This window comes from Streptomyces atratus, assembly GCF_014648655.1.
GTDB lineage: Bacteria > Actinomycetota > Actinomycetes > Streptomycetales > Streptomycetaceae > Streptomyces > Streptomyces atratus.
This window is the reverse complement of sequence record NZ_BMRN01000020.1, coordinates 61,932-88,770: the sequence shown is the minus strand read 5'-3', so window position 1 is coordinate 88,770 and position 26,839 is coordinate 61,932. Positions and strand designations below refer to the sequence as shown.

The 26,839-nt window shown below is 68.3% G+C and carries 20 protein-coding genes; 6 read left to right on the top strand and 14 right to left on the bottom strand.

Translation table 11 applies throughout. From position 1 onward, the window contains the following. Positions 1-212: 212 nt before the first annotated feature. Positions 213-1,511 (bottom strand): DUF4192 domain-containing protein, encoded by a 1,299-nt coding sequence (locus tag IEZ15_RS27195; protein ID WP_114247063.1) that lies wholly within the window; start codon positions 1,509-1,511, stop codon positions 213-215. Positions 1,512-1,621: 110 nt separating this feature from the next. Here IEZ15_RS27195 and IEZ15_RS27190 point away from each other — a divergent pair, with 110 nt between their 5' ends. Then, positions 1,622-3,793, top strand: a complete 2,172-nt coding sequence (locus IEZ15_RS27190; RefSeq protein ID WP_189279768.1) for a RecQ family ATP-dependent DNA helicase — start codon at positions 1,622-1,624, stop codon at positions 3,791-3,793. 216 nt (positions 3,794-4,009) lie between these two features. Then, complete coding sequence (locus IEZ15_RS27185; protein ID WP_189279767.1) at positions 4,010-4,648, top strand: hypothetical protein; 639 nt, start codon at positions 4,010-4,012, stop codon at positions 4,646-4,648. Positions 4,649-4,715: 67 nt separating this feature from the next. On the opposite strand, the gene IEZ15_RS27180 is transcribed toward IEZ15_RS27185, so the two are convergent. The 6 genes from IEZ15_RS27180 to IEZ15_RS27155 all read right to left on the bottom strand — a co-directional run bounded on the left by IEZ15_RS27180 (position 4,716) and on the right by IEZ15_RS27155 (position 11,689). Continuing rightward, complete coding sequence (locus IEZ15_RS27180) at positions 4,716-5,336, bottom strand: hypothetical protein (protein WP_189279766.1); 621 nt, start codon at positions 5,334-5,336, stop codon at positions 4,716-4,718. Between the two features lie 60 nt (positions 5,337-5,396). Beyond that, positions 5,397-6,107 (bottom strand): ribonuclease HII, encoded by a 711-nt coding sequence (gene rnhB, locus IEZ15_RS27175; RefSeq protein ID WP_093898918.1) that lies wholly within the window; start codon positions 6,105-6,107, stop codon positions 5,397-5,399. A 396-nt stretch (positions 6,108-6,503) separates the two neighbouring features. Then, positions 6,504-8,243: a DUF4153 domain-containing protein gene (locus IEZ15_RS27170; RefSeq protein WP_229846134.1), complete on the bottom strand. Its 1,740-nt coding sequence runs from the start codon at positions 8,241-8,243 to the stop codon at positions 6,504-6,506. Between the two features lie 235 nt (positions 8,244-8,478). Next, the gene (locus IEZ15_RS27165) at positions 8,479-9,381 is read right to left on the bottom strand and encodes an ADP-ribosylglycohydrolase family protein (RefSeq protein ID WP_114247058.1); all 903 of its coding nucleotides are present in this window, start codon (positions 9,379-9,381) and stop codon (positions 8,479-8,481) included. A gap of 12 nt (positions 9,382-9,393) precedes the next feature. Continuing rightward, a complete protein-coding gene (locus IEZ15_RS27160; protein WP_189279765.1) occupies positions 9,394-10,053 on the bottom strand; it encodes a histidine phosphatase family protein in 660 nt (219 codons plus the stop codon). Between the two features lie 25 nt (positions 10,054-10,078). Next, the gene (locus IEZ15_RS27155) at positions 10,079-11,689 is read right to left on the bottom strand and encodes an ABC-F family ATP-binding cassette domain-containing protein (RefSeq protein WP_189279764.1); all 1,611 of its coding nucleotides are present in this window, start codon (positions 11,687-11,689) and stop codon (positions 10,079-10,081) included. 161 nt (positions 11,690-11,850) lie between these two features. Here IEZ15_RS27155 and IEZ15_RS27150 point away from each other — a divergent pair, with 161 nt between their 5' ends. Further along, positions 11,851-12,558: a TetR/AcrR family transcriptional regulator gene (locus tag IEZ15_RS27150; protein ID WP_189279763.1), complete on the top strand. Its 708-nt coding sequence runs from the start codon at positions 11,851-11,853 to the stop codon at positions 12,556-12,558. Between the two features lie 58 nt (positions 12,559-12,616). Here IEZ15_RS27150 and IEZ15_RS27145 read toward each other — a convergent pair whose 3' ends face one another. Next, entirely contained in the window at positions 12,617-13,222 is a 606-nt protein-coding gene (locus IEZ15_RS27145) for a YdbC family protein (protein WP_114247054.1), read from the bottom strand. An 89-nt stretch (positions 13,223-13,311) separates the two neighbouring features. Here IEZ15_RS27145 and IEZ15_RS27140 point away from each other — a divergent pair, with 89 nt between their 5' ends. Continuing rightward, positions 13,312-14,268 (top strand): DUF1152 domain-containing protein, encoded by a 957-nt coding sequence (locus IEZ15_RS27140; protein ID WP_189279790.1) that lies wholly within the window; start codon positions 13,312-13,314, stop codon positions 14,266-14,268. Positions 14,269-14,399: 131 nt separating this feature from the next. Beyond that, positions 14,400-14,936, top strand: coding sequence for a TerD family protein (locus IEZ15_RS27135; RefSeq protein WP_114247053.1), 537 nt, complete (start codon positions 14,400-14,402; stop codon positions 14,934-14,936). A 164-nt stretch (positions 14,937-15,100) separates the two neighbouring features. On the opposite strand, the gene IEZ15_RS27130 is transcribed toward IEZ15_RS27135, so the two are convergent. Then, positions 15,101-18,004, bottom strand: a complete 2,904-nt coding sequence (locus tag IEZ15_RS27130; RefSeq protein ID WP_189279762.1) for a vitamin B12-dependent ribonucleotide reductase — start codon at positions 18,002-18,004, stop codon at positions 15,101-15,103. 162 nt (positions 18,005-18,166) lie between these two features. Beyond that, complete coding sequence (gene nrdR / locus IEZ15_RS27125; RefSeq protein ID WP_093898913.1) at positions 18,167-18,679, bottom strand: transcriptional regulator NrdR; 513 nt, start codon at positions 18,677-18,679, stop codon at positions 18,167-18,169. 534 nt (positions 18,680-19,213) lie between these two features. Between nrdR and lexA the strand changes: the two genes are divergently transcribed. Beyond that, complete coding sequence (lexA, locus tag IEZ15_RS27120; protein ID WP_093898912.1) at positions 19,214-20,008, top strand: transcriptional repressor LexA; 795 nt, start codon at positions 19,214-19,216, stop codon at positions 20,006-20,008. 90 nt (positions 20,009-20,098) lie between these two features. Here lexA and IEZ15_RS27115 read toward each other — a convergent pair whose 3' ends face one another. From IEZ15_RS27115 to IEZ15_RS27100, 4 genes are read right to left on the bottom strand one after another with little or no spacing between them, the layout of a single operon-like run. Next, complete coding sequence (locus tag IEZ15_RS27115; RefSeq protein WP_189279761.1) at positions 20,099-22,069, bottom strand: ATP-dependent DNA helicase; 1,971 nt, start codon at positions 22,067-22,069, stop codon at positions 20,099-20,101. 38 nt (positions 22,070-22,107) lie between these two features. Beyond that, positions 22,108-24,024, bottom strand: coding sequence for an IucA/IucC family protein (locus IEZ15_RS27110; protein WP_189279760.1), 1,917 nt, complete (start codon positions 24,022-24,024; stop codon positions 22,108-22,110). 60 nt (positions 24,025-24,084) lie between these two features. Then, on the bottom strand, positions 24,085-24,891 hold the full coding sequence (locus tag IEZ15_RS27105; RefSeq protein ID WP_114247050.1) for a GNAT family N-acetyltransferase: 807 nt from the start codon (positions 24,889-24,891) through the stop codon (positions 24,085-24,087). Positions 24,892-24,935: 44 nt separating this feature from the next. Continuing rightward, positions 24,936-26,825 (bottom strand): IucA/IucC family protein, encoded by a 1,890-nt coding sequence (locus IEZ15_RS27100; protein ID WP_189279759.1) that lies wholly within the window; start codon positions 26,823-26,825, stop codon positions 24,936-24,938. Between the last annotated feature and the right edge of the window lie 14 nt (positions 26,826-26,839).

Below are 26,839 nucleotides of genomic sequence, written 5' to 3'. Positions count from 1 at the left end.
CCAGATTCCTCACTGTGGCCCCGGCCCGCTCGCCGGCCGGGAATCTCCGGGGCACCTGCCATGGACGCCCTGGAGATCGCCGAGTCCGCGCACCATGGCGACTCCTGCCGGCCGTCCCCGCAGCGTGGGGGCCGTCGACGACGGCAGTCCGGGCGCTGCCGGCCCCCGTCAGGCGGGGAGAGCTGCTGGGTCGGAGCGACGAGGCACGAGGGTCATCGACCGCTCCTGGACCCGCGACGGCTGGGGGAGGCTTGCCCTGGCCTGCGTCGGGTGGTTGTCGTTTCGGGGCGGGCGGAGCCGGATCGGGTCTTCCTTCGCCGTGTGGCAGTCGGGCGTGCCGTGCGGGGCCGCGTGCTCCGGTCCGTACGGTGGCCGCGACGGCCCGTCCGAGCACTGCGCTCCCCTCGTAGACAGCGGCGCAGCGTCTCCGGATCAAGGCCTTGGTTGCACGCCTCATGGAGAAGTTGAGCAAAGGTGTACCCGGGATCCGCCCGCAGGGCGAGACCCAGCGCGACCCGTGCGCCCGGTTCATCGCCCGTCGACCAGGAGACCCACCCGGCCAGGGTCAGCGGCGCCGCAGCGTGCTCCTCGTACGGTGCGACGCAGCGACGGGACAGCGCCCGCCAGAGTCGCAACGCGGAATCGGCTTCGGGCCCCTCCATCCATTCGGCGGCCTTGTCGCGGGTTTCCCGGTCCTGCAGACCGAGGATCACCGCAGCGGCCTCGTCATGGCTGATCAGCCGGTCGTCACTGATGTCCGACGCGGAGGGCACCGTAACCGGCGCCTCCCTGAGGCGTTTCATGAGCCTCCGGGCAAGCCCCAAGGTCTCTCGGGCCACGTCCTTGCGTCCCACCTCGTCGAGGATCTTCGGCACCAGCTCGGCCCCGGCCGAGTCGAGTGCCCGTTGCTGTTCTGCAGCCACCGTCGTGTTCAGAGGTGCGAGCTTGGCCTCCATCTCCCGAAGCGTTCCGCGCACTTGAATGCCCGCGTATGCGGCGGCAGCCGCCATCACCGAGGTGCCGGGCAGAGCCAGCTGGTTTCCTTCGGCCGGGCAGCAACGCTCGTCCGGGCAGCAGTACGACCAGTACCGGCCGGCAGAGATGCAGAGCGCTTCGAGTACGGGTACGTCGAGCGCACCGCAGGCCGTACGCAGACGCTGGGCAAGGGGCTTCAGCCGCTCCATGATCTGACTGCCGCTCTCGCCTTCGGCAGGATCCTGGCAGAGGAAGATGACGATCGCGTCAGGGCGCTCCCCACGCCTCTCGCTCCCCTTGATCAGGCACTCGGCCAGCTGCTCGGCGACGGGTGGCCATTCTTGAGGTGACTGCGGGATGCCGAGCCTGAGCCGCCCGCCGAAACGGCCCCGGCCGCCGTGCAGGGCGACCATGACCACGCTGTCGTTCGGGTGGAACCCCATGAGATACGGGAGGGCATCGGCGAGTTCGGCAGGACCCCGCAGAGTGATCTGCTGTTCGTCGGCCGGACCGGTGGATTCGTGGTGCTGGTTCATGGCTTGACCGTCCCGCGGGCAGCCAGAATCCGCGACCCCTGTGGATAACTTTATCCACAGGGCCGCGGGGCCGTTCGCGGTTTGTCGTACCCATCGGGTTGCATGGGGGCATGACCAACGCAGACCGCGCAGAGCTCAGGGCCTCGGCCGATTCCGTACTTGCCCGACTCGTCGGGGACTCCTCAGGTGCTGCACGGCTGCGGGAGGACCAGTGGCGGGCCATCGAAGCTCTCGTCGCCGACAAGCGCAGAGCCCTGGTCGTCCAGCGAACCGGCTGGGGCAAGTCCGCTGTGTATTTCGTCGCGACGTCGCTGCTCCGTGCGCAGGGCGGTGGACCGACCGTGATCGTGTCGCCGCTGCTGGCGTTGATGCGTAACCAGGTCGCGGCAGCGGCCCGGGCCGGAATCACCGCCCGCACGATCAATTCGTCCAACACCGAGGAGTGGGACACCGTCCAGGCCGAGGTGGCGGACGGGGAGGTGGATGTGCTGTTGGTCAGCCCCGAGCGGCTCAACAATCCCGATTTCCGGGATCAGGTCCTGCCCCGGCTTGCCGCCGCGACGGGGCTGCTCGTGGTCGACGAGGCGCACTGCATTTCCGACTGGGGCCATGACTTCCGGCCCGACTACCGACGTCTGCGGACCATGTTGGCCGACCTGCCTGCCGACGTACCCGTGCTGGCGACCACCGCCACCGCGAACGCACGGGTGACCGCGGATGTCGCTGAGCAACTGGGTACCGGCGCGGGTACGGATGCGCTCGTACTGCGTGGCCCGCTGGACCGGGAGAGCCTCAGCCTCAGCGTCCTTCAACTGCCCAATGCCGCACACCGGCTGGCCTGGCTGGGCGATCATCTCAAGGAACTCCCCGGCTCGGGGATCATCTACACGCTGACGGTCGCGGCCGCCGAGGAGATCACCACATATCTGCGCCAGTGCGGGCACACGGTGGCGTCCTACACCGGCCGCACCGAGAATGCCGACCGCCAGCAGGCCGAGGACGATCTCCTTGCCAACCGTGTCAAGGCCCTGGTGGCAACGTCCGCTCTGGGCATGGGATTCGACAAGCCCGACCTGGGTTTCGTCGTTCATCTGGGCTCACCTTCCTCCCCCATCGCCTACTACCAGCAGGTGGGACGCGCGGGCCGCGGTGTCGAGCATGCGGAGGTGCTGCTGCTCCCGGGCAAGGAGGACGAGGCGATCTGGCAGTACTTCGCATCGGTTGCCTTCCCTCCCGAGGCGCAGGTCCGGCGGACGATCGACGCTCTCGCCCAGGCCGGCCGTCCGCTTTCACTGCCGGCTCTGGAGCCGTTGGTCGACCTGAGACGCACCCGGCTGGAGACCATGCTCAAGGTGCTCGATGTCGATGGCGCGGTCAGGCGGGTCAAGGGCGGCTGGATCGCCACGGGTGAGTCTTGGGTGTACGACTCCGAGCGCTACGCCTGGGTGGCCCGTCAACGGGCCTCCGAGCAGCAGGCGATGCGCGATTACGCGACGACAACCGGCTGCCGGATGGAGTTCCTGCGCCGCCAGTTGGACGACGAGCAGGCAACCGCATGCGGGCGCTGCGACAACTGCGCGGGAGCCCGCTTCGACGACCACGTGTCCGATGCGGCCCTGGACGGTGCGCGGGGCGAACTCGGCAGGCCCGGCGTGGAGGTGGAGCCCCGCAAGATGTGGCCGACCGGTCTCGCCGCCGTGGGCGTCGATCTCAAGGGCCGCATTCCTGCCGGAGAACTGTCGTTCACCGGCCGCGCACTGGGCCGGCTCTCCGACATCGGCTGGGGCAACCGGCTGCGCCCGATGCTGGCAGCGCAGACACCGGATGCCCCCGTGCCGGACGATGTGACCAACGCGGTGGTAAGCGTGCTGGCCGACTGGGCCAGGGGGCCCGGGGGCTGGGCATCCGGGGCGGAGGACGCCGCGCCCCGACCTGTCGGGGTGGTCACCATCGCCTCGCGCAGCAAGCCGCAGCTCATCCAGTCACTCAGCAGCCGCATCGCCGAGGTCGGCCGGATGCCCCTGCTCGGCAGCGTCGCCTATGCACCGGCGGCCGCCGGGGTACGGATCTCGCAGGCCAACAGCGCACAGCGGGTCCGGGCTCTGCACGAAGCACTGGTCGTGGAACCCGAGCTGGCCGACGCCTTGGCCGCGGCGGGCGGTCCCGTGCTGCTCGTGGACGATCTCTCGGACAGCGGCTGGACACTGGCCGTGGCCGCGCGGCTGCTGCGCCGGGCCGGGGCGCAGGGAGTATTTCCGCTGGTCCTCGCCGTTCAGGCATGACAGGAAGCGTCATCCATGCACGGCGTGGGCAGGGATATCAGAGTCATTCCGGCTGATTCCCGTCAGCTGCGCCAATTGCTCGTTGCCGCCTGCCGATACGCCAGCAAGAATTGGACCGCTCCCCGCACGGCCCTTTCGCGGCCCGGAAGGGCTGTGCCGCGGTGCGCCCTCACCCGACCCTGCCCGCACCGTGGGCGCGTATGCGAAGGGAGGATCGTGACCTTCGGATTCGCTCCGTCCGCAGCCACTTCGATGTCGGCGTCCTCGGCATCTGCCGATTCCGCCAACCGCCTTGCCAGGATGCTCGAACCGGCCGAGTGGGCCGAAGCGGGCATACCGTTGCTGCGCAGTCCCCGCGAGGTTGTCAGCGGCCTGCACGCCCGGCACCGGCCGACCCCGGCGACCGCTGTGGTCGCCGTACTCGACCATGAGGAACGCCTTACGGCCAGCGCCTCGTTCGCCCGCCGCTCCATAGCCGCCGACGGCTGGGAGTTCCGCAACGCGCTGCTCGGGCATCTGCGACGGGTCATCCCGCACGACCTGCGCCGCCGCACACCTGTCCGTACCGCAGTACTGCTTTACTGCCGCGAGGGCGACGAGCGTTGGACAGAGGAAGATGGAGCGTGGATGTGGGGCCTGCGGGACGCCTGCACATTGCACGGCCTTCGGTGCGGCGCGTACATCACGCTGACCCGAAGCGGCTGGCAGGTGCTGGGCGAGGGCCGGGGTGGACGTCGGCCCAGCTCGACATCGCAGCCGTCCGCTCTTGCCGACACATTGCTCGACCATGATCCGGTCCCGCTGCGCCCCGGCGGCGGTGCGACTCAGGCGCTGCGACGCACCGCGGCACGCTGACCCGTGGTTGCGGACCCGGCCGCCCTGTCGGGCAGCCGGGTCACCACGGCCCTGTGTCCCCTACGGATCAGGCGTCGGCGCCGAGCACCGTGTTGATCGTCTGCGGGTCCCCGCAGACGATCAGCAGGGCACCGGAGCGTTCCCGCGCACCGGACAGTGCACCGGCAACGGCGTCACCGCCGTCGCCGTTGACGGCGACGATCACCACGGGGCGGGGCTTCACCCGCTCCGTGACCGCGGCACCGGCGTAGAACACGTCATCGCCGGCCTCGTGCTGCGCCCAGTAGGCGGCCTCGCCGAAGGAGAGTTCGTGCGCTGCCCACGGGTGCTGCTCACCAGTGGTGAGCACCAGGATGTCGCCCGGTGCGCGTCCGGAATCGAGCAGCAGGTCCACCGCTTCGTCGGCAGCGTCGAGTGCGCCGGCAGCCGACGCGGGAATCAGCTGGATCTGCGGTGCGGAACGATTCTCCGGCCGGGCCTCCTGCGGCTGGCCAGAGGTGGAGTGCGGACGCTGCGCCGGGGGCGCGGGCCTCGCGGGGCCGGGTCCCGGGCGACCGGGGCGTGGCATGGCCGCTGAACGCGGACCAGGTACAGGACGGGGGGTCGACGCGGTGCGGCCTGCGGCCGGAGTGACGCGGGGACCCTGGACGCTCTCGTGAATCTGAGGCTCCTCGGGGATGAGAGGCATGGGTGGTTGTCTATCAAACGCCGACACGCAAGGCATCAGCGGGTGGGTACATGTGCGCGATCAGAAGTCGAAGCCGAGTTGGCCCCCGCTTTCCAGTGCAGCCGCTTCGGCGGAGAAGCGGACCTTCTTGAGGTGCTGCCACCTGGGCAGCGCATCGAGGTAGGACCACGAGAGGCGGTGGTGGGGTGTGGGTCCCCACTCCTCCAGCGCGGCCCTGTGCACGGGCGACGGGTAACCTGCGTTGGCGCCGAAGGCGAAGGCGGCGTACTCGCCGGAATCCGCGCCCAGTTCGGCCATCATCGTGTCCCGCCGGACCTTCGCGATCACCGAAGCAGCCGCCACCGCGATGCAGGACTGGTCGCCCTTGATCACTGTCCGGACCTGCCAGGGCCGTCCCAGGTAGTCGTGTTTGCCATCGAGTATCACCGCGTCGGGCCGCACCGGCAGGGCTTCGAGGGCACGCACAGCGGCGAGGCGCAGTGCAGCCGTCATCCCCAAGTCGTCGATCTCCTGCGGAGAGGCATCACCCAGACCGAACGCAGTGACCCAGCGCTCCAGCAACGGGGCCAGCTCTGCGCGGCGCTTGGGGCTGATCAGCTTGGAGTCGGTGAGTCCGGCGGGAGGTCTGCGAAGGCCGGTGACGGCCGCACACACAGTGACCGGTCCCGCCCACGCTCCGCGTCCGACCTCGTCGACACCGGCGACGGTCTTGGCACCAGTGGTAGCGCGCAGTGAGCGCTCGACGGTGTGCGTGGGTGGTTCGTACGGCATGGCGCCTGTCAGCGTACGCCGATGGGGACGCCGACAACACCCCGGGGCGCCCGACGGCCGCCCCGGCCGCACACCGAGCCGCAGAGCAGCTGGCGACACGGTCATCGGCCCCGGTATTCAGTTTGCTGCGGTACATGCGTCCGAAGAGCTGTACGTACAAAGGCGGTGCTCACGAAATGTTGTGCCGACCCCAGGGAAACGCGACTGAGGATCACCAGCTGAGGTGCTCAGCAGTGGCTGCATCACATTCGCGAAGCACGGAACGCAGCGCCGAGCCGGGGCGGCGGACCTTCTGACTGTCACACAGAGCATGGGCACGCCGCCACAGCCACACGCACAGCAGGTGCAGGCCCCACCATGGTCGCTCGGCCTGCACCTGTGGGGGGGCAGCCCACGTCAGTAGGGGTCGTAGGGATCGTAGGTATCGTCTCCGTCACCGCCGCGATCACTGCCTCCGCCGCTCGTACGCGAGGCGTTGCATGCCTGCGCCAGATCGTTCGAACTCCGCTTTCTCAGAATGTCCCGGGCCCGCGCCTCGCCCCAGCTGGTGGCGTACCAGGGATCGTCGGAGTCTCGCAGCGACCGCTCAATGTCCATGAGGGCACAGGAGCGGAGTGGCTCGGGCAGTGTGTCCAAGGCGGGTACGGCGTCGGCCGACAGGCCTCCCAGGTAGTCGATGTCGATCGAGTGGTCGTTGCGGTACCGCTGAACGTTCTGCTCCGCGATCAGCCCGTCGGGCGAGATCAATCCGAACGCGAGCACGGCGACGGCTGCGCTCGCAGCCACGGCGCGCGGCAGCAGGCGGGCGCCGAACACTCCGGCCGCCGTGATCAGGACGAGCACCACGCCCAGCCAGAGTTCCACCGCAGCCACGGATATTCGCAGCCGCGTCAGACCGTACGCATCGACGTACAGGTCCATGCGCCTCAGCGCGGACGCCACGACGATGAGGGTGAGCAGGCAGAGCACGCCGAGCACGCTCCGGACGAGAGTGCGGTCGCTCCCTCGCCCGCGAGGGGACCAGCGCAGGGCGAGTGCGATCACCAGCAGCGTGAGGAGTGTGGCCCAGAGAAGCTGCCAGAAACCCTGCCGGGCGTACTGGGAGTAGCTGAGATCGGTCTCTGCCATCACCTTGTCGTATCCGCCGAGCAGCACAGTGAGCTGGATGGCGATGAAGACGGCGAACAGCAGATTCAGCACGATGAGCGGCAGGGCCCATTCCAGCCGCCCGCGGGCCTTCCCCGGGCGAACGGCTATGCCGTCCCAGCGCACCGGGGCAGCTGCGGTGTACGCAGCGGCGAGCGCACCGATCAGGCCTGCGACGAAGAGGAACAACCGCCAGGGACTGCCACCCACCGACACATCGGGTATCAGGTTGCCGAGCACGTCGGCGAAGGCGGCATCGGCGCTTGCGAACAGTGCCCCGAACACAATGAGCAGGACGGCTGCCACCGCAGTGGTGCGGAATACCACGCCCAACCGGCCTCGGGAGCCCGCCATCCGCTCGCGCACGCCTCGCCCGCCCCAGGCCAGACCGTCGGCGATGGAGCTGAACAGACCCAGTGAGCCGAGAAACACCCCGAGCCAGCTGCGACTGCCGTGCAGGGCGAGTGAGCCCAGTGCGACGGCCGACACAATGGCGAGGAAGGTGGGCCATCCGGCGTCCCGAAGGGCCGGGACGGCGAGGAGCGCCAAGCCACCGACCGCCCAGACAGCTGTCCAAGGGCGCAGGCGGCGGCCGGCCGCCTGCGCGGCGAAGAAGGCCGCGAGCGCTGCGGGGACCGCGACGATCAGCAGGTTCAGGCCGAGGCCGTCACCCAGCAGCAGGGCGCTCAGTATCGCGGTGGCGAGGACGGAGTAGAGCGTCGCGCTCTGAATGATGGCGGGTCTGGCCGGGCGCAGTCGCGAGAGCGCCGAGGCCTGGGGCTTGCCTGGCTGCCAGGGGTTGGGCGAATGCTGTTGCCCGTCCGGTTGCGCGTATGCCGGCACTTTCGGCGGCTCGGGAGCGGCTCCGCGAGGCTCCGGCAGCGGAGCCTTCGACAATGCGGTCGGTTCGGACGTCCCGGCCTGACCCGAGGGCTCGGACCGCTCGGGGGCAGCTTCCTGCCGGGGCGTTTCTGACGTGTGATCGGACATGGGACCCCTCCCCCACCGGGGTCTGCACGCACCGCCACTGGGCAGCGCGGGGGCACCCCGGCGTCTCATTTCGGTGCACACCCGTCAGGATGATCATCGAGGGCGGCGTGGCCGAAAGAGTAGCTTCCCCTTATTGTCTCCGACCGCGTGAGGAAGGGCTGTGGCAGTACCGTGACAGTCGGGTGGCCCGGCTGACGCGGCCGCCATCGTGGGCGGCGCTGTCGTCGCCTTCGGCCTATCGCGGGAGCCAGTCCGGCAGCTCTTCCGTCTGTGCCGACCAGTCGGCAGGCGGTGCGCCTGCCTTGCCCGCTGCGACGATGCCTCCGACGATCGCACAGGTCGTGTCGACGTCGCCGCCTGCTTGAGCCGTCAGCCAGAAAGCCTGCTCGAAGTCTCCAAGGCTTCGCGCCGCCGACCAGAGAGCGAACGGAACAGTGTCATGTGCACTGGTACGTCGGCCATTGCCGAGAACCGCGGCGACCGTCCCGGCATCGCCGTAGTCGAGCATGTCGCGTGCTCGACGCAGTCCGGCACCGACCGCGCTGCGCGGTACGAGTGCGATCACGCCGTCGAGGAGCTCCGTCGGGGTGGGTGGTCCCGCGGTCGCCGCCGACAGAGAGGCTGCGGCCGCAACGGCCATCGCGCCCACGACCGCCTCGCGATGCTGGTGCGTGGGGTACGAGGAGATCTCGGCCTGGTGTGTGGCCTGCTCCGGGTCGTCCGCGTACCAGGCGCCGAGCGGCGCAATGCGCATCGCCGAGCCGTTGCCCCAGGAGCCCTGACCGTTGAACAGCGCCGACGCCAGCTCCCGCCAGTCGCCGCCTTCCCGTACCAGCCTGAGCAGCCGGTTCACGGCGGGGCCGTATCCCCGGTCGAAGTCATGATGCTCGGCGAAGGAACGAGCGAGCGCGTCCTGGTCGATTCGCTCATGACCCACCAGCACGGCCAGCACCGACGAGGCCATCTCGGTATCATCCGTCCACTGCCAGGGGCCGGGGGGAAGTTCGCGCTGCTTCAGCAGCGGATAGTTGGCTGGCACAAAGAACTGGGAACCCAGTGCGTCCCCCACGGACAGCCCTCGCAGGCTGGCCAGGGCGCGTTCGAAACGTTGGTCGGAAGCAGAGTCAGCGGTTGTCATCGCCCTTCCACTCTATCCGGTGATGCCGTACGGCTCAGGGGTACGCCAGCGCTCGAACGGCCGGTCAAGGGTGTAGCGCCCATCCTCTCCGAGTATGAGCGTCCGGGTCTCCCCGTTGCCCGGGTTGGACAGTGACTCGAACTCTGCCACCGACCAGTGGAACCAGCGCATGCAGAACAAACGCATGGTCAGGCCGTGCGTGACCAGCAGAACATTCGGCGGGTGGTCGGGGGCTTCGAAGCTGCGGTGCAGACTCTCCAGAAAGGCCCCGACCCTGTCGTACACATCGGCCCCGGACTCTCCCTGCGCGAAGCGGTAGAAGAAGTGACCGTACGCATCCCGGTATGCCTTCTGCAGCCTCACATCATCCCGGTCCTGCCAGTTCCCCCAGTCCTGCTCCCGCAGCCGCGGCTCCTCCCTCACACGCACCCGCTCCAGGTCCAGCCCGAAGGACCTGAACGTCTCGTGCGTGCGGCGATAGGGCGAGACATACACGCTGACCCGCTCGCCGTCGAACAGCTCGCGCAGCCGCACGCCCGTCTCCCTGGCCTGCCGCAGCCCTGTGGCGGTGAGCCTCAGCGCATGGTCCGGCTCACGCTCGTACACCGTGTCGTCGGCGTTGCCTTCGGACTCCCCGTGCCGGACGAGGACAATGCGTTGCGGCCGTGCCATGTACCGACCCTAGATCGACTGCGGCTCATTCGAGCAGTTGTCCGGAATCCATCGGACGGATGTCGCCGGTGAAGCGGCGGCGCAGCAGCCGGTCGTGGGAGACCACCACCAGCGCGCCCTGCCAGAGGGCCAGAGCTTCTTCCAGCTCCTGCACGAGTCCGAGTGCCAGATGATTCGCGGGCTCGTCGAGCAGCAGCAGGTCCGCGGGCCGGGCCAGCAGACGGGCAAGGGCGAGCCGTCTGCGCTGCCCTGCAGAAAGCGATCCGACCGGCACCTGGAGGTCACGTGACCGGAACAGTCCGTACGAAAGCAGCAGTTCCGCCTGTTCTTCTTCGGTGAGCGCCAGTCCTCGACCGAATGCCGCGAGCACACGCTCCGCCGGGCGGTGCATGGGTATTTCCTGCGCGAGATAGCCGATTCCACCCCGCCGGACCACTCGGCCCGCGTCCGGTTCGAGTACGCCTGCCATGACGCGGAGCAGAGTGGATTTCCCTGCCCCGTTGCCACCGTGAATCAGCAGTCTGCCGCCCGCCGCCACGCAGAGCCGGTCGACTGCGAGGCGATCACCGACCCGTATGTTCGTCAGGGACACCAGCTCCCCTTCGGTCGCGCCGGCCGCGGGCCGAGCGGTGAAGCGCAGCGGGTCCGGCGGCCTGGGGACAGGCTCCTTCCGCAGATGCTCCAGACGCCTGCGAGCATTGCGGATCCGCCCGGACACCGAGGCCTGGACCCGACCCGCAGCCCGGTCGTACGCCATCTTGTTGTTGTCCTTGATGGTGCGGCCGACCGCGACATCGTGAGCCGTGGTCGCCGTGTACTCCTCCAGTTGCGCCGTCTCTTCGCACCACTGTGCATAGGACTGCTCCCAGCGCCGCCGCGCTGCGTTCCGCTCCGTCCGGAATCCCGCATATCCACCGCCGTAGCGCACAACCGTCCGGCGGTCGGAGTCGACCTCCAGGATTGCTGTGGCCACGCGTTCCAAGAAGATCCGGTCATGGGACACGGCGATCACGGTGCCGGGATGGGACAGCAGGGCACTCTCCAGCCATTCGAGAGCGGCTCCGTCCAAGTGATTGGTGGGTTCGTCGAGCAGCATCACCTCGGGGGACGCCGCTATCAGACAGGCGATGCCGAGCCGTGCCTGCTCACCGCCGGAGAGACTGCTGAGCCTCCTGACCGGCTGTATGTGTGCCAGGCCGAGGCCGTGCATCGCCTTTTCGACGCGCGCGTCCGCTTCATATCCCCCGCGCAGTTCGAACGCCGTGAGCAAGTCTCCGTAGGCGGCCAGCGCGGTGCTGTCGGCGGTGCCGAGCTCCGCCTCGGCCTCCCGTAACTTCCGCTCCATGGTGCGCAGTTCCGCCAGGGCGTCGTCGATCGTGTCCTGGACCGTGCTGTCAAGCGGCAGCCGTGGAGTCTGGGCCAGCAGACCCGTGCCGCGGCCGGCAGCTGTGAACGCCCGACCGGAAGCGGGCGGTTCGAGGCCTGCTAGCAGGCGGAGCAGCGTCGTCTTCCCCGCACCGTTCTCCCCCACGATGCCGATCCGCTCACCTGGGCGCACGGCCAGCGAGACATCGTCGAGCAACAGCCTTTCACCGCGGGACACGGTCACGTCATGCAGAGAGATCTGTGTGGGCAAGGGGCCTCCGAACCAGGACAACCAACGGGCAACGGAAACAGAGGCGACCGGCAGGGAACGACCGAGAACAGCCCTGCCTCGCGGCCGCAAATAAACACAACCGATGTCGCATTAACGCGAGTATGACAGAATGGAACGCACTAACGCAACAGGAGTAGCCATTGACTGGACAAGGGGCCGTCGGACAGGCCGGACAGGAAGCCGCCCCGGAGACCGACGTTCCGGCAGTCCCGCTCGCCCCCGGCACCCGCCGCCCGGGCGGTCGCACCGCTCGCACCCGCGCGGCGGTCCGGGATGCTGTCCTCACCGGCCTGGCCGAGCACGGCTACCCAGGCCTCACAGTCGAATACGTCGCGGAGCGTTCCGGCGTCCACAAGACCACCCTCTACCGCCGCTGGGGAAACCTCGAAGGGCTCGTCGGTGACGCCCTGGACCTGGCTGGAGAGGACGGCTGGGCACCGCCCGACACCGGAAGCCTGGAAGGCGATCTGCGCGCCCTGGCGCACATGACAGCCGACGCCTTCACCGACCCTGCCGCAGCGGCCGCACCGACCGCGTTCATCGCCGCGGCCTTCCAGTCCCAGCGCGCCGCCGAAGCGCTGAGCGCCTTCTACGCGGAGCGGTTCGCCCGCTGCGAGATCATCGTCGCGCGCGCCGTCGCCCGCAACGAACTGGCGCGGCACACAGACTCGGGAGCGCTGGTCAGGGCCGTAGCCTCGCCCTTGTTCTTGAGGCTGTTCATCACCCGCGAGCCCGTCGACGAGGCGCTGGCCGACCGGGCTGCCGACGCGGCCCTGGCAGCTGCCCGAGCGGGCGTCTTCAGCACTCCACCCATCCCGACTCCACCCATCTCGGCCGAACCTGCCTGATCAGCAGCCGAATCGCCCCCGGCACACCGTCCCGGCCACACCGATCCGCGTCGGCCGATCACACTGTCCAGGACGGCTCAAGCTGCACGACGTCTCCCGTCACCGCCGCCACATCGTCCTCGGTCCGCGCCCGTTGAGTCAGCCGCTCAATGCTCCCCGCCCGATACTTGCCGCGCTCGGCGCTCGACTGCCACATGGACAACACGAGGAACTCATGCCCCGGTGCCTCCCCGAACACCCCTCGCAGCATGCCCGGCGATCCGGCCATCGCCGGATTCCACACCCGCTCCTGCATCAATGCGAAATGCTCGACCCGGTCCTCGTGCACCTTGCTGTGCGCCACCCTGACAACATCCGCATCGGTGAAGCGCGGCTCAAAGCCGGTCTTCACATCGAAGCGGTACTCGAACAGCTTGACCTGGATGCTGCTGTACGTGCCGGACTGCTCGGCAGCCAGTCGGTCGTGCGCACGCGCCATGAACGAGTCGTAGAAGACGCGGTTCTCCCAGAAAGCAAAGACGTGGGCCACTTCCGGACGCCCTCGACTCCACCCGCCGCCCTGTCCCCTGAACCCCGGCTCACCCAGCAGCCCCGCCCACTTTCGCTGTCCCCGTTCAAAACCTCGACGGTCCACCACGGTGCAACGAATCCACTTGACCAGCACCGCGCCATCGTACGGTGCCGAACGTGGCACGGGTCACGCTCTATTGGAGTACGCCCGAATCGATGGCCGTGAATCGCAGAATGATCTCCATGGTCTCGTTGCACACCAACTCCCTGTTCTCCCGACTCGAATCCGCAGAACGCATCCTCGTCGCAGGGGCCGGCGGCGGCTTCGACATCTACGCGGGCCTCCCCATCGCGCTCTCCCTGCTCCACCAGGGCAAGCACGTCCAGCTCGCCAATCTGTCGTTCAGTGCTCTCGAAGGGCTGCCCCTCGACGCCTGGCTCGCGCCGGACGTCGCCGTCATCACGCCCGAAACGGCCCTCCACCAGGCCTACTTCCCGGAACGCACCCTCGCCCAGTGGCTCGCCCTGCACAGCTACCCGAGCAGTGTGCACGCCTTCTCCCGAGTGGGTGTGCAACCGCTGCGCGCCGCCTACCGGGCGTTGATCGAGACATACGACATCGATGCGGTCGTCCTGGTCGACGGCGGTACGGACATCCTGATGCGCGGCGACGAATCCGGGCTCGGCACACCGGAGGAGGACCTGACCAGCGTCGCGGCACTCGCCGCAATCGACGTACCGGAAAGCCTGGTTGTGTCCGTCGGCTTCGGTATCGACGCCTATCACGGGGTGAGCCACGGCCTCGTACTGGAGAACATCGCCGCCCTCGAACGCGACGGTTCCTTCCTCGGCGCATTCTCCATATCCCGTACGACACGCGAAGGCGCCCTCTTCGTCGATGCGGTGGCGCATGCTCAGCACCACACTCCTGACCACCCCAGCATCGTCAACGGGTCGATTGCCGCAGCAGTCCAGGGAGCCTTCGGAGACGCCCAGTTCACCTCGCGCACCCGGGGCAGCGAACTCTTCATCAACCCTCTGATGACGCTCTGCTTCGCCTTCGAGTTGGACGGAGTGGCCCGCAACTGCCTCTATCTCGACCGCATCGAGCACACCCACCTCATCCGACAGGTCAGCAGCGCCATCGAGGTCTTCCGGGAAGAGGTCCGCCAGAGACCACCGCGCCGGATTCCGCACTGAACCGCCGAACCGGCAGTGGCCCGATTCCGTCGCCGACGGCCAAGCCGGTTGGATCCACGGTCGGTTACGGACATGATCGGGTGGTATGTAGCCCGACAACGGACCAGCGGCAAGCCAGGGAGGCAAGTCCGATGAGCACGCCCAACAAGGACATAGAGAAGGTCGAAGTCAGGCTCAAATGGGATCCCAGCCCTCCAGGTGCCCCGGCCCATGACCTCGACATCATCGCGGCGACCTACCTCGCGGAGGCGCCATACGGCAGCCCTGCATATCTCGTGCACTTCGACAGCCGCTCCCCGGACGGCACCATCGCCCTCAACCGCGACAGCAGAACCGGCCAGGGCCTCGGTTTCGACGAGGTCATGACTCTGGAACTGGGCCGGTTGTCGACCACGTACACCCGGGTCGTCGTCGGAGTCGCCATTCAGCAGCGCGACGGCCGCAGGACATTCGCCGAAATAGCGAACACCGGCGTTCAGATTCGGGAGGGCTACACGAATCTCGCGGAGGACGACTTCTCCGCGGTCGGCGCCGCCACCGCGGCAACCGTCGCCGAGTTCATCCGCGGCGCCTCCGACAGTTGGGAGTTCCACGGATCGGTCCGGGGCTTCGACGGGGACCCCGATTCGTTCGCCGGAATGATGGGAAGCCGCACGCCCGGAGCGTGACATGTCACAGGGCGCGGTCCACGCAGCACGCGTCCCGTCCCTGCCTTGGAGCCGCGGCACGACGAAGGGGACCGACCATCGGTCGATCCCCTTCGTACGAGCTGCTGATCAGCTAGGCGCGCAGGTTACGTCGGACGCTGTGCCCCACGCGGTGGCGCCCGGTGTCAGCTGCAACCGCTGGTCGAGCCGCAGCCCTCGCAGATGTAGCAGGATCCGGCGCGCTGCATCTTCGTACCGCAGGAGAAGCAGAGCGGCGCGTCCGCGCTGATGCCCAGCTGCATCTCGACGAGCTCCGCCGAGGTATGCGCCGTCTTCGGGGCCGGATTCTCGGCCTCCTGTACGGCGGCCACCGCCTTCAGGGGCTCCGTCCGCACCGGGGCGGACTGGGCCAGGCCTTCGACGTCCATCTCGTCGTCCTCCAGGGAGGGCTCGTACGAACCGGTGTCGAGGTGCCGCTGGCGCTCCTCGGCCGAGTGGATGCCGAGTGCCGAGCGAGTCTCGAAGGGCAGGAAGTCCAGCGCGAGGCGGCGGAAGATGTAATCGACGATCGACTGCGCCATTCGCACATCCGGGTCGTCCGTCATACCGGCCGGCTCGAAGCGCATGTTGGTGAACTTCGAGACGTACGTCTCCAGCGGGACGCCGTACTGCAGACCGACCGAGACTGCGATGGAGAAGGCGTCCATCATGCCCGCGAGGGTGGAGCCCTGCTTGGACATCTTCAGGAAGACCTCGCCGAGACCGTCGTCCGGGTAGGAATTGGCGGTCATGTAGCCCTCGGCGCCGCCCACCGTGAAGGAGGTGGTGATGCCGGGACGGCCCTTGGGGAGGCGCTTACGGACCGGGCGGTACTCGACGACCTTCTCGACCGCGGTACGGATGGTCTCCTCGGCCTTGGCCGTGACTGCATCCGCTGCGGACTTTCCCTTTTCCTTGGTCTTCGCGGAGAGGGGCTGGCCGACCTTGCAGTTGTCGCGGTAGATCGCGAGCGCCTTGACGCCCATCTTCCACGCCTCGAAGTAGACCTCTTCGACATCCTCGACGGTGGCCGTCTCCGGCAGGTTCACCGTCTTGGAGAGCGCGCCGGAGATCCACGGCTGGATCGCGGCCATCATGCGCACGTGGCCCATCGCGGAGATGGAACGCTCGCCCATCGCGCAGTCGAAGACCTCGTAGTGCTCGGTCTTCAGGCCGGGGGCGTCGATCACATTGCCGTGCTCGGCGATGTGGGCGACGATCGCCTCGATCTGCTCCTCCTGGTAGCCCAGGCGGCGCAGGGCCTGCGGCACGGTGCCGTTGACGATCTGCATCGAGCCGCCGCCGACCAGCTTCTTGAACTTGACCAGGGCGAGGTCGGGCTCGAGGCCGGTGGTGTCGCACGACATCGCGAGACCGATGGTGCCGGTGGGGGCGATGACCGAGGCCTGCGCGTTGCGGAAACCGTTCTTCGCGCCGAGACGGATCACGTCCTGCCAGGCCTCCGTGGCGGCGGCCCAGATCGGGTTGTCCAGGTCGTCCATGTGGACGGCCGCGGCGTTGGCGTCGGCGTGCTGCTTCATGACGCGCTGGTGCGGCTCGGCGTTGCGGGCGTAGCCGTCGTACGGACCGACGACCGCGGCGAGCTCGGCGGAGCGCTTGTACGAGGTGCCGGTCATCAGCGAGGTGATGGCACCGGCGAGGGCGCGGCCGCCGTCGCTGTCGTACGCGTGGCCGGTCGCCATCAGCAGGGCGCCGAGGTTGGCGTAACCGATACCGAGCTGACGGAAGGCGCGGGTGTTCTCGCCGATCTTCTGGGTCGGGAAGTCGGCGAAGCAGATGGAGATGTCCATCGCGGTGATGACGAGCTCGACGACCTTGGCGAAGCGCTCGGACTCGAAGGACTGGTTGCCCTTGCCGTCGTCCTTGAGGAACTTCATCAGGTTCAGCGAGGCCAGGTTGCACGAGGTGTTGTCCAGGTGCATGTACTCGCTGCAGGGGTTCGAGCCGTTGATCCGGCCTGACTCCGGGCAGGTGTGCCACTGGTTGATCGTGTCGTCGTACTGGATGCCGGGGTCGGCACAGGCCCAGGCCGCCTCGGCCATCTTGCGGAAGAGGGACTTGGCCTCCACCTCTTCGATGACGTCACCGGTCATCCGGGCGCGCAGCCCGAACTTGCCGCCGGACTCCACGGCCTTCATGAACTCGTCGTTCACACGGACCGAGTTGTTGGCGTTCTGGTACTGGACGGACGTGATGTCGTCCCCGCCCAGGTCCATGTCGAAGCCCGCGTCACGCAGGGCGCGGATCTTCTCCTCCTCCTTCACCTTGGTCTCGATGAAGTTCTCGATGTCGGGGTGGTCGACGTCGAGAATGACCATCTTGGCCGCACGACGGGTGGCGCCACCGGACTTGATCGTTCCGGCGGACGCGTCGGCGCCTCGCATGAAGGAGACAGGACCGGAGGCGTTGCCACCGGAGGACAGCAGTTCCTTGGAGGAGCGGATACGGGAGAGGTTCAGGCCGGCGCCGGAGCCGCCCTTGAAGATCATGCCCTCTTCCTTGTACCAGTCGAGGATCGACTCCATGGAGTCGTCGACGGCCAGGATGAAGCAGGCGGAGACCTGCTGCGGCTGGGGCGTTCCGACGTTGAACCAGACCGGCGAGTTGAAGCTGAAGATCTGGTGCAGGAGGGCGTATGCCAGCTCGTGCTCGAAGATCTCGGCGTCCGCGGGAGAGGCGAAGTAGCCGTGGTCCTCACCGGCCTTGCGGTACGTCTTCACGATCCGGTCGATGAGCTGTCGCAGACCGGTCTCGCGCTGCGGGGTGCCGACGGCCCCGCGGAAGTACTTGCTGGTGACGATGTTGACCGCGTTCACCGACCAGAAGTCGGGGAACTCGACGCCACGCTGCTCGAAGTTGATCGAGCCGTCGCGCCAGTTGGTCATGACGACGTCACGGCGCTCCCACGCCACCTCGTCGTACGGATGTACGCCGGGGGTGGTGTGGATGCGCTCGATACGCAGACCCTTGCTCGACTTGGATCCCTTGGCTCGGGAACCTCGTGCCGGGCCGCTCGCCGTCTCTGTCATGCCGCCTCCCATATGTGGGCAAAAACGCCCTGAAGTGCCCAGAACTTCCCGGGGCACAGTCTGTCTCTGATACTTCGGGTGCCACGCACAGCACCCGGAGCGGGTCTATATGCAGCCGCCCTGTCGCCGATCCACGGACATGTGTCGATCGGCCGGTGTCACTCAGTCGGCGGCGACGGCGGGAACGGGGACCTCAAGGGTCTCGCCCCTCCCACGCTCCTCCACGGGAGGCCGCCGCTCGCGAAGTTCCGCGATGGCGGCCTCGAAGTCTTCAAGTGTGTCGAACGCCCGGTACACGGACGCGAAACGCAGGTACGCGACGAGGTCGAGTTCCTGCAGGGGGCCGAGGATGGCCAGACCCACGTCATGGGTGGTCAGCTCGGCGCTGCCGGTGGCACGCACCGCCTCCTCGACCCGCTGGCCGAGCTTGGCGAGGGCGTCCTCGGTGACCGGCCGCCCCTGGCACGCCTTGCGCACGCCGGAGATGACCTTGGTACGACTGAAGGGTTCGGTCACACCGCTGCGCTTCACCACCATCAGCGAGCAGGTCTCCACCGTCGTGAAACGGCGGGAGCAGTCGGGGCACTGACGGCGACGGCGGATCGACGTGCCGTCATCGGTGGTGCGACTGTCGACGACCCGGCTGTCGGGGTGCCTGCAGAAGGGGCAGTGCATGGCTCCCAACCCTCCTTCACAGCACGACTGAATAGCCTCTTCAGGGCCCGTCAAGGCCCCTCGAAGCTGTCACAAGCATAGGCGATGGCCGCACCCCCGGCGGACCAGGGACCACAACTTCTGGGCGGTTGGAACAATCCAACCACTAGATCTTGGGTTTGGCCGCTCATTCAGCCCTAGCGCGTGTCGCACATCGCGGGCGGACCGCAGGCAGCGTACGGCCGAGCACGAGGTTACGGGAACCGCGCGGCTGCCAGGATTGCGGGGCTCCCGCTGTCAGACTCGGACAACGACGCGGAGGCCACCCCGCGTGGCGACGCCGCGCCGGCGAACGCTACCGTAATAGTCCGAATTGCCGGTCGGCCCAAGAGGTCGGTCCAAGCAGGGTTCCGGTCACTCCAGCCATTGCGCATACACCCAGCAGTGAACACACGACAGACTTTTATTCGTTTTTCACTCGAACGTGTGTTTGGCGCAACCTTTCGAAAGCTACTACCGTTGTCCAGCTAGGGAGACCATTCGAGAGGGGCCGACGTGACCACCACCGCAGACAGTGCCACCATCACTGCCCAGGACCGCTCCCAGAGCCGACTCGAGCCGGTGCATGCCATGAATGACTCAGTCACGAACACGGAGGGGCCAGAGCCCGTGCGCCCGGCGCGCTCATTGCCCGGCCGACCTCCAGGTATCCGGGCGGACAGCTCGGGGCTCACGGACCGGCAGCGGCGAGTGATCGAGGTGATCCGGGACTCCGTGCAGCGGCGTGGCTACCCGCCCTCGATGCGGGAGATCGGTCAGGCGGTGGGCCTGTCCAGCACGTCCTCCGTCGCCCATCAGCTGATGGCCCTGGAACGCAAGGGTTTCCTGCGTCGCGACCCACATCGCCCGCGGGCGTACGAGGTCCGTGGTTCGGACCAGCCCAGCTCGCAGCCCACCGATACAACAGGAAAGCCCGCGGCGTCGTATGTGCCGCTGGTCGGCCGGATCGCAGCCGGTGGCCCGATCCTCGCCGAGGAATCGGTTGAGGACGTCTTCCCGCTCCCCCGCCAGCTGGTCGGTGACGGAGAGCTGTTCGTCCTCAAGGTCGTCGGTGACTCGATGATCGAGGCGGCGATCTGTGACGGCGACTGGGTCACCGTGCGCCGCCAGCCCGTCGCTGAGAACGGCGACATCGTGGCAGCCATGCTGGACGGCGAAGCCACGGTCAAGCGTTTCAAGCGCGAGGACGGCCATGTGTGGCTGCTCCCGCACAACTCCGCGTACCAGCCGATCCCGGGCGACGAGGCGACAATTCTCGGCAAGGTGGTGGCGGTACTGCGGCGGGTGTGAAGACTCGCCGGTTCCGACCAGGCCCCGGGATCCACTGCGCCGATCCCGGGGTCCTGCCTGTGCCGCCGGGCACCGGGGGCCGAGGGCGGGCTACTGGTCGTTGGCCTTGGCCGTCGCGTCGATAGCCGCAAGTGAGCGGCGCGCCTGATTGCGGTCGGTGGTGTACCAGAAATCTGGCAGCGAGGCGCGCAAATAGCTGCCGTACCGGGCGTTGGCCAGCCGCGGATCGAGCACCGCGACCACACCCTTGTCGCCCGTGGCCCGTACGAGCCGGCCGGCGCCCTGAGCCATCAGCAGCGCGGCATGCGTCGCCGCGACAGCCATGAACCCATTGCCTCCGGCCTCCTCGACCGCCTTCTGGCGTGCGCTCATCAGTGGGTCGTCGGGACGCGGGAACGGAATCCTGTCCATGACGACCAGCTGGCAGCTGGCCCCGGGCACATCCACGCCCTGCCAGAGCGACAGCGTGCCGAAGAGGCAGGTCTCGGGATCGGCTGCGAAGTTCTTGATCAGCTCTCCGAGGGTCTCCTCGCCCTGCAGCAGGATCGGCTTGTCGAGCCGACCGCGCAGTTCCTCGGCGGCGGCCTGGGCCGCCCGCATGGACGAGAACAGCCCGAGGGTGCGCCCGCCCGCCGCCTCCACCAGTTCGGCGAGTTCATCCAGCATGTCGGTGCGAGAACCCTCCCGGCCGGGCGTGGCCAGATGCCTGGCGACGTACAGGATTCCCTGCTTCGGGTAGTCGAACGGCGACCCGACGTCGAGCCCCTTCCACTGCGGAATGTCGTCGCCCTCAGTGCCTTCGGGGGCGAGTCCGAGCGACGCCCCCACCCCGTTGAAATCCCCGCCGAGCTTGAGCGTGGCCGAGGTGAGGACGACGGACCGCTCGGCGAAGAGCTTCTCGCGCAGAAGTCCGGATACGGAGAGCGGGGCGACCCGCACAGAGGCGCCGAAACGGTCATGCCGCTCGTACCAGACGACGTCGTACTCCGAGCCCTGGGTGATGCGCTCGGCGACGCCGTGAATCGTCTCCACCGATGCGAGTGCCTGCTTACGGACGGCGTCCTCGTCCTGGACCGACTTGTCCCGTGTGGCGCCCAGGGCCGAGATCACCGTACGCGCGGCGTCACGAAGGGCCAGCAGTGCGTAGCCGAGATCCTCGGGGACCTCTTCCAGGCGGCCGGGGAGCGCCAGCTCCATCACTCGCTCGAAGCCCTCCGACGCGGTCTGCAGGGCGTCAGCGGCCTTCTCGTTGACCAGCTTCGCCGCTCGGCGCACCGCGCGGTTGACCTGGCCGGGGGTGAGCTCGCCGGTGGCCACTCCGGTGACCCTGGAGACCAGCTCATGGGCCTCGTCGACGATCAGTACCTCATGCTGCGGAAGCACGGGGGCGCCCTCGATGGCATCGATGGCGAGGAGGGCGTGATTGGTGACGACGACATCGGCGAGCTTGGCACGCTCACGGGCCTGCTCCGCGAAGCACTCCGCGCCGTACGCGCACTTGCTGGCGCCCAGGCATTCGCGGGAGGAGACGGAGACCTGCGCCCAGGCCCGGTCGGATACGCCCGGGGTGAGGTCGTCGCGATCGCCGGTCTCGGTCTCGTCCGACCAGTCCCGCAGCCGCAGCAGATCCTGACCGAGCTTGCTCGACGGGGCCGCTGCCTCGAACTGATCGAAGAGCCCCTCCTCCTCGTCCTGGGGCACTCCTTCATGGAGCCGGTGCAGGCAGAGATAGTTCGAGCGGCCCTTGAGCATGGCGAACTGGGGACGGCGGCGCAGCAGCGGATGCAGGGCGTCGACCGTGCGCGGAAGGTCGCGCTCCACGAGCTGGCGCTGCAATGCCAGCGTCGCCGTCGCCACCACGACGCGCTCCCCGTGCGCCAGCGCGGGCACCAGGTAGCCGAGGGATTTGCCCGTGCCGGTGCCGGCCTGGACGAGCAGATGGGCATTGTCGTCGACAGCCTCGGCAACGGCTTCGGCCATGGCGGCCTGGCCGGGCCGTTCCGTACCACCGACGGCGGTCACGGCGGCGTGGAGGAGCTCGGGGAGGGATGGCTTTGTCATAGCTCGACCAGCCTACGGGGCACCACTGACAACGGCGATCACTCCCGGACTCGGACGGAGGGGTGGAGCGGGTTGGGAACGGTCCCGTGAATGGCAGCGTGCGGGCGCCGGGGGCGGTCCCGGTAGCCGTCCACGTGCAGGCGGTTGCGGTTCAGACAGAGACGTTCGATGCGGGGCGTCAGCATGTCGAACATCTCGAATCGCTCCTTGAGCTCGGGGAAGCGGGCGTGGTGCCGCAGGATCTCGGCCCGCACAAGTGACCAGAAATCGTCCTCCGGAACTCCCAGCTGTTCCTCGCACAGTGGGGACAGAAAGCGAAAGACACCGATGAACAGTCCGGCGTGGATGAACTGGGTGAGGAAGGAAGGCTCCTCGGTGAGCAGGATGCGGCGTACGTCCTGTGGCATCGACTCATGCTCCGGCAGCGGCCGGGCGCTGATGTTCACATCGTCCACGAAGTCCTTGATCGCCAGGCGTACCGGTACGTCCTGGTTGTCGAAGACGACGATGGCGTTCTCGCCGTGCGGGGAGAACACGGTGCCGTAGCGGTAGAGGAAGTGCAGCAGCGGCGGAAGCAGCGCGGCGAAGAGCCGGGTCAGCCAGGCCGTGGGCGTGAGCCCCGAGCGGGCGACGAGCTCGGCTGTGAAGGCGCGGCCCTGTGGATCGGTGTGGAGCAGCGAGGCAAGGGTCCGGGCCCGTTCTCCCGGCGCGAGCCGGGGTTGGAGGGGTTCTCGCCAGATCGCACCGAGGATCTCCTTGAACTGGTACGGGGTCTCCGGGAGGTGGTCGTAGAGCGGATGCTCGACGGTCACGGAGGCCACCTCACCGAGCAGAATGACCTGACAGGTGTCGCGCAGAAAGGCGTCTCGGTCGCGCAAACCCTGGACCCAGGCGGTGACGGCGGGGGCCGCGAGGGTGCGTTCGGTCGGCAGTCCTCGCCAGACCAGCGTGTTGAGGATCGACAGGGGCAGTTTGACGGTGTGCCGGTCGGGGCGGGCCACGTTGGTGAACGTGCGGATGGACTGCTGAGGCAGCCGGAGATCGGCGTCGGTGTGGAGCGGAACGATGTCGCCTGCGGCAATGGCCGGGGCGAAGACCGGAACGATCCATTCGTCCCACTGCCAGGGGTGCACGGGAAGACACAGATAGCTGCCGGGATCGAGGCCGCGGGCGCGGAGCACGGCGGCGAAGGAGTCGCGGACCGACGGGTCGAGTTCCTGCACGTACAACTGCTCGGGTGTGGCCAGGCCGGTCACTCCGCGGTAGGCGGCGATCCTGGTGGAGACGGCGATCCACGGCAGCCTGACCGGCGTGCGGGCCTCCGGTGCGTAACGGGAGGCGTCGGTGGCGGAGAAGCCGAGGCGTCCCTTGTTGGCGACGAGCCAGGGGTGTCCTGTCTGGTGCCCTTCCAGCTCGGCGTAGTCGAGATCGGCCAGCCGGTCGGCGCAGAGCGCGGTGTGGTCGAGCCGGGCGTCGGCGGCGAGGGTGGTGGTGATCTCGCGGATGAGGTGGCCGAGGGTGGCACCGTCGATCCCGAGGATGTGGCGGGCGCGGGCGAGGAACTGCAGCGGGTCGCGGAAGGAGACGGTGTCGGTGTTCCGGTCCCGCAATGGCTCGGCAGGCGTGCCCCGGACGCCCTCCCGCATCGATTCCGCCGGTGACTCCCGGGCGCTCCCGCACGTCTCCCGAACCGAATCGGGGGCGATGTGCCAACTGCCGTACACGCCCCGCCGGGCACTGAAGCTCAGGGTTCCACCGTCATCGAGCCCGAGGGTGTACGTATCGCCCCCGTCGGCCTGCCGGACCGGCTCGATGACTTCCTCGTAGGCGAATTGACCGAGCATCTTCGCGAGCAGTCGGGCAGCGGCTTTGTCCCAGACCGTCCGGTTCAGTTCTGGCGTGCTGAGCAGGTCGGCAGACTCCGCCGAATCACGGCTCGCAGGATATTTCGGCACGGGGACTCCTCGGGATGAAACCGATGGGGTTCGAGCGGTGTATGCAAAGCAGCAGATCGTTCACAGCTGGGCACGGTGGGTTCGGTCGCGGACCATCAGGGCGGCTCGTTTGTCGGGGAGTTCGACTTCTGCGGAGAAGCGGAAGCCTGCGCTGAGGAAGGCGGAGACGGAAGGGGTGTTACGCAGGTCGGGCTCTGCCACAACACGTGCGCACAGGGGACGGTTGTCGAGTACGAGGTCGGAGACGGCCCGGAGCAGGGTGGTACCGACCCCGCGTCCGCGGTTGTTCACACCGCCGATGAGGAGGTGGATTCCGGTGTCGTGCGGTCGCGCGGGGTAGTGACGCGCCAGCGGATCGAGATCCGCGCGGTAGATCTCCCAGTAGCTCATGGGGACGCCTGCCAGCACGCCGAGGCACGGGACGCTGCGTCCGTCACCGCCGAGTTGAGGGCGCAGATGGTCGGCTGTGACGGATTCGGATCCGGCGAGTTCCCAGAATGCGGCGACTGCGGGGTCGTTCATCCAACGACTGATCACGGCGACATCGCGTTCCAGTCGCACGGGGACGAGTTGGAACACTCCGGCCGGGGTGGTGACCGGTCCCCAGTCGGCAGGGTGGTCGAGCAGATCCGAGGCGGCCGGCCTGCTCATGGTTGCCTGCGTGCCTGTGACCGGGCCCGCGTCGTCCGGTTCGGATGACGCGGACGCGTTCGGCGGCCGGGGACGTGTCGTGGTGGCGGGTGCGTCCTCGCCGAACAGGGCGAGGAGTTCTTCGGAGAGCGGCAGGTCCAGAGTGTCCTCGGCGCCTGTGTCGGCCTGTGGGGCAGGGCCGGTACCGGCGTCGGTGTGCGCATCGGCGGGGGCCATGGTGTCGCTCTCCTCTCGGTGGTTCAGGCGGTGGTCATATTCCCTCAGGCACACAGGGGGTTGGCAATGGTGACGTAGACGGACTGGGTGTCGACAGGCCCGACGAGTTCGTCGAGGCCGTGCAGCCGGGTCAGCAGGTTGGCCTTGCACCGCAGATGGGGGTTTTCCATCAGATGTGCGGGCAACGGGGAGCCCAGTGCGGCGGCCGAGCCGAGGAATCGACGGAACGCGGCGATGAGTACGTGCTCGCCGGCGAGGTGCTGGGCCCCGAAGGCTCCGATCAGGCCGAACACATTGTTGATGCCGAGGTAGTAGGCAAAGCGCTCGTCGGTGACCGCGTCGGAGACGAAGGTGTCGCTGACCGATCCGATGCCTGGGAGCCGGTGCTCCAGTGCCGCACGGTGGGACTCGCGGAAGTAGTAACCCTGGTTGTCGCGGTACCGGCCGCCGACGGGCCAGCCGTGGGGATCGAGCAGCACCAGGGTGTTCTGCTGGTGGGCTTCGAGGGCCACGCCTGCGTGGGCGTCGAGCCAGAGCACAGGGCGTACGACGCGGTCGAGGTAGCGCAGGAACCACTCGGTGGCGACGGCACCTACGGCTCTTCCAGTGGCAGCGGCCAGGGAGATCACGATCTCGGCGATGCGTGAGTGCATGCCCGTGCGGCCCGGCCAGGGGCGCGGGGCGGTGAGCGCGGCGATGCAGACCGCGTCGTCGTACGGACCGAACGGGTTGTGGCGCAGCATCACGTCGAGGCCTGCGACAGGCTCGCCGTCCGGGCCGTCGACGGCGAGCCATGCGGGGTCACGGACGATGTCGAAGCCCGGATGGACGGCGTGCCACTGCGCGGCGAGTCCGCTGCGGAGCAGCCGGTGGACCTCCACTCCGCGGTGGAGTTCCTTGCGGAGATTCTCTCGACGGGAGTTGGTGATGCGAACGCCGAGGGAGAGCTTGAGCATGAGCTCCGCACCGGGCCGATGCACGGTACGGACGGATGAGGTGGGGTGCCAGTGCTTCCCGTGCGGTCCGAGGTCGTGCAGGAGTCCGGCGTCGAGCAGGGCGGTGACTGCGGGCCGGTGTCCGAGTTCGCGGGCCTGCCACGGGTGGAGCGGAATCGGTGTGGTGTTGTCGGGGAGTTGCAGCCCTTCGGCATGGGAGGTGATCAGTTCCGTGGCCGAAACTGGACGGCCTCCGTCGGTCCAGGCGGAGTCGGTGGCCAGTACGGACCGGTCGACAGCCATCCAGTGCAGCGGGAAGGAGCCGTGCAACTCGGGTGAGTAGAGGCGGGATTCGGATTCCGAGAGGCCTTCACGGCTCTTGGGGGTGGGATGGAGCGGATGTCCGAGGAGAAGTGACTGCTCGGCGGTGAGGAAGAGGTCCGCTTCGGCCGGGGCGCCGGGGGCGCGGCGCCGCTCGGCGATGAAGCCGGCCGTCCGCTGTACGGAGTCGGCGACCCGGGCCACCATGTCGGCGCCTTCATGGCGGTCGGCCTCGCGTCCCAGGAGAGCGGCGACCGTGACTGCGTCGGCGGGCGGTGCTCCTTCGGGTGCCCCCTCCAGGGCAGGCATGCCGAAGCGGTGCCAGCCCGTGGCGGACCAGTAGAGGACGGGGACGAGCAGAGCGGTTCCGCTGACGGGGAGCGGGATGCGGAGCGTTTCCCCGGCCGGCCGGGGCAGGTCGCACTCCCGGACCCAGCAGCGGAGCAGATTTTCGACAGCCGCTGTGTCGGCGGCCCTCAGCGGGTCCGGATGGTCGAGGAGGTCGGCCGGTGCCGCACAGGTGAACGTGGTCTGCGGGGCGTACCGCTCGACGTGCAGTGCCGCCATCTGACGGGGCACGGTGGTCTGCTCGACGACGAGGTTGCCGGCCGGTCCGGCCTGTCCTCGCTGCGGGGTGGGGGGAGAGCCGTCGGCCTGGGGTGCGGGGGTGGGGTTCACGGCGGTCTTTCTTG